Annotated in this window: 3 protein-coding genes; all 3 read left to right on the top strand. The window is 45.3% G+C overall.

Going from position 1 to position 3,851, the window contains the following annotated elements; translation table 11 throughout:
• Positions 1–235 (top strand): hypothetical protein (locus MUP17_01570; protein MCJ7457665.1); only part of this gene is annotated, 235 nt, incomplete at its 5' end.
• A 600-nt stretch (positions 236–835) separates the two neighbouring features.
• Positions 836–1,678 carry a dockerin type I repeat-containing protein gene (locus MUP17_01565; protein MCJ7457664.1) on the top strand — a complete coding sequence of 281 codons (843 nt, stop codon included), beginning with the start codon at positions 836–838 and terminating at the stop codon, positions 1,676–1,678.
• Between the two features lie 322 nt (positions 1,679–2,000).
• The coding region (locus tag MUP17_01560; GenBank protein ID MCJ7457663.1) for a hypothetical protein at positions 2,001–3,851 on the top strand (1,851 nt) is incomplete at its 3' end.

Genomic DNA, 3,851 nt, shown 5'->3' with positions numbered 1-3,851 from the left:
TCAGCCAGAAGAGACAAAGTTCACAGTAAAAGAATATAAAGGTGCACTTGGAGTGCTTTTAGGTGAGCCTATGCCTGAGAACGTAAGTTTATCAGCCAGAATATCTGCCCGGTATTGCCAGGAAAGAAGTTTGGCTTCTCTTATAGTCAAAACCTGGACAAATTCAGAAGGGGATCATCAAGAAATAAAAGCTACCCCATTGGGAGATGCTGAAATTGATATTTATAGGCTCTAAAAGTATGTAGAAAATTGCAGAGTTTATGAAACCGATTTCATTGACTTTTGTCAATGTAATCGCCTAAGTCGTTATTGTAAAACAGAATGTATCTTTGGAGTCATATCTTGAGAGATCAGACCCGTACGGGAGCTTATAATGGTAAGTAACTGCAAATAAATGAGTTAGTTCTCAATGTCTATTTAGGATTTTACGGTATATTTTTTGCTTTTATATGTCGAGAAAAATGAGGAAAAACAAGATACAAGATACTGAGACTATTGGGAAAACGTGATTTTTTTTGAAAAAATAGGGTTTTCTTCTATTGACAAAAAAGCAGAAGCATATATATTATAGCTGAAGATGTTAAGGTAATTCCTCAGTAATATCACGCAAAGGGCCTTCAGGAAGATAGTCCTTTTGAGGGGGAACTGAGGGTGGATGATGGAGGGAAAGAGGATATCTCGATACTGCTTTAAGACGAGAGAGTTTAGCTGTACCAGAAAGTAAATATTGTTCTTTACAGTGTAACCTTTTGGTAAAGGAGGCAAAGGGTAGGCCCTTGTGATCGGAGGAAATGGGTCTTTAAAAAGAAAAAACTATTTAAGAAAGAGGGAAGGGATGTACCTAAGAAAAGTCTGTATTCTGGTTGCTATTTGTTTACTTGGTTTTTTCAGTTTTTCCAAGGCTCACGCGGACACGACGACAGTTTTTGTTGGTGACACGAACACTTATAAAGGCTATGTCCAGACGAAAGTACCGGCTTACATTGACAACATAAATCAGAATATCCAAGGTTTCACCCTGTTATTCTCTATGGGTGCAAGTGACAGAGCCTATTTCACAACCGACCACTTCATGGTTTCAATCGATACCGTTTGTAGAGGTTCGATCAGGCCTTGCCCGGCAGATAGTATAACCAGAATAGACACTACTATAAGTCGGGTCTTAAAGATAGATAAAACTGGTTCTTTGACAAGTAACTTTAAAACACTCGAAGCCCGCGGGGATGCGGGCGACACGACCAGTAAATATTGCGTTAACGCAACTGTCTTTGGGCTGGCTCAAACTGGCCAGCCGATTGGTCCTGGTTTCGGACTTCTTTTCAAATTGTATTTGGATGTTCTTTGTGTGCCAGACAGCTCGCTTCCAGATACTTTGACCTACATAAACGTCTATGCAACTTTAGCCCAGGGAGACACCCTTATCCAGGAAAAGAAAACTTTACCAGGCAGGCTTTTTATCTTCGGAAATATAAAATATGGAGACGCTAACGCAGACAATAAGATCACGGTGGCGGATGTGGTTTACCTGGTCAGCTTTCTTTTCAAAGGAGGCCCCCCGCCTAATCCGTTGATCAAAGGGGATGCAAACGGGGAGGGCAAGGTTACGGTTGCGGACGTGGTTTATCTGATAAACTATCTTTTTAAAGGAGGTCCTCCTCCCCACTGTTATGGGGTATGAAAGATTTGGTAGAACAGGCATTCCTGCCTGTTCCTTGCTTTGTCAGACAAGAATGTCTGATATACCGGTAAGTAAAGCTGGTAAAACCTTAAACTTTTTTTTCGATCCGAGAAACGGATCTGCAGGAAAGGAGGTGAGGAAAGAAGGGGTAAAAACCAACCACGATTAACACCCTTAAACACTTTCGAAGGAGGTGAGTGTCCTAAGAGGTAGCATAGTTTTGACCTTTGAAAGAGAGGGGGAAATATCAATATCGAAGTTTTTTCTGGAGAAAACGGAAAAAATTTCGAGAAAGCTAACATTAACTTAGAGGAGTAAGAAAATGAGAAGGAATTTGTTATTAGTTGTCTTAGTATTCTCTCTGGTGCTTTTCTTCTCCGAGCTCGGCGCAGCCGGTAACGACTATATGCTTGAGGGAACTGCTCTTACGATTCATCCCTGCATTGGCGGAGGCACTGTAGAGATCGGTGTGAAGATCAATACAGTTAGCGACACGGTGGTGGCATTTGTGGTTCCATTAGTTGTAAGTGGAACTGCTAATCCGACACTGAATACCACCTTGACTGGAGATGTGACCCAGGCAAATCCTCCGGCATTTAATGCGCCCAGCGTGGTTTCTACATTTACCCAGAGGATTGTCAACGAGACCGGACCACCGACTGATCCGTTGCTGTTTGTGGCAGTCAGTTTCGGTGACGGGACTGGCCTCACCTTGTATAATAACGCCCTCTATTGCAAGATGTTCTACAATGTGACTGGACCGGGGACTGTAATTATCGATACTATGACTCACTCAACTGGTGGTCCTTTGGCCATGAACGACGCTAGCGGCTCTCTGGCGATTACCTGGGGTGGACCGTATACCTTTAACGTCACCAGAATCCCGATAGTGGGCCCGACACTCAACTGTCCTGGTTCCCTGAACAAGTTCGTGGGTGACGTTATCGCAATCCCCATCACTGCGACTGCCGGCAATACCCTGATTCAGGGGATTATAGTCCCGCCTGTTCCTTGCGGAAGTGCAGTTCTGACCGGAAGCGCACCTAGCTGGACTTATACCTGGACTACTACTGGCTGCCCTGGCAGCACAGGCTCATTCCAGTTTGGCGTGTATGACCAGTGCGAGACCACATACTGCGACGTTCCCTGGAAGTTGACCGCATCAGCCGTTTTTGTCAAAATCGGTTGCATTACTGGCAATCCTTGCGACTTGGTAAAGCTGCCGGTTATGATAAAGCCCACCCAAGAGCTTGGTGGCTTTGAGCTGGTAATCGAATTCGACCCGACCTTACTGTATTTCAAGGGTGTTGAGTGGAACTTGCCGGCCACATTTGAGTATAAGACCTACAGACAGCTCCCCTGCCCGATGTGCGGCTGCTGCAAGTACAAACTGGGACTCCTGGGTATCTATGACATAAAGAACCTGACCCAGGGCGTGCCGATTCAGCCTTCTGACGATTTTGTGACGATTGCCTATCTGAAATTCCAGATTGCTTGCGATCAGAACCTGAGAGGATTTGATCTGAATGTGTGTTTTGAGTTCGACGAAGGGAATTGCACTCAGAACAGCTTCTCTGACGTATCTGGTAACGTCCTGTACGTCAGCGATAACCCGAACTTCTTCAGCTATGCGGTTTGCGATACCCAGAACGATCAGGGTATGAATCTGGTATTGAACTTAGCTACTTTCCAACTGTTCGCACCGCCTTGCACTGAGAATCCGCTTGGTCGTCCGTGCGGTGGTGTATTCGTACCGACTACTGCTGAGAAAGTCAGGGGAGACGTCAACCTCAACCTGATAGCCTATGATGTTGGAGATGCGGTTCTATTCTCCAGCTACTTCATCTATGGCACCAACGTATTCGTACTTGATAAACCGGTACAGATTGCCGTTACCGACATCAATGCTGACGGATACCCGCTCTCCTTGAGCGATTTCGTTCTGATGCTGAGGATCATGGCACACGATGCTACCCCGATACCCAAGCCGACTCCGGGTTCAGATTTAGCCACCATCTATATGATAGGTGATAAAGTCTCTACCAATGCCAATCTGGGTGCTGCTCTGTTTGTGTTCGAGGGAGATGTGAAGGTTAGCACCGACCTGAAGAACGAGCAGGGTGTGGTAAACAACCAGACCAGAGTATTGGTCTACATGTCCGGTTCTGGCATG

This window comes from Candidatus Zixiibacteriota bacterium (assembly GCA_022865345.1).
Taxonomy (GTDB): Bacteria; Zixibacteria; MSB-5A5; order MSB-5A5; family RBG-16-43-9; genus RBG-16-43-9.
The sequence above is the reverse complement of the archived record's forward strand: the minus strand, read 5'-3'. Positions and strand labels throughout refer to the sequence as shown.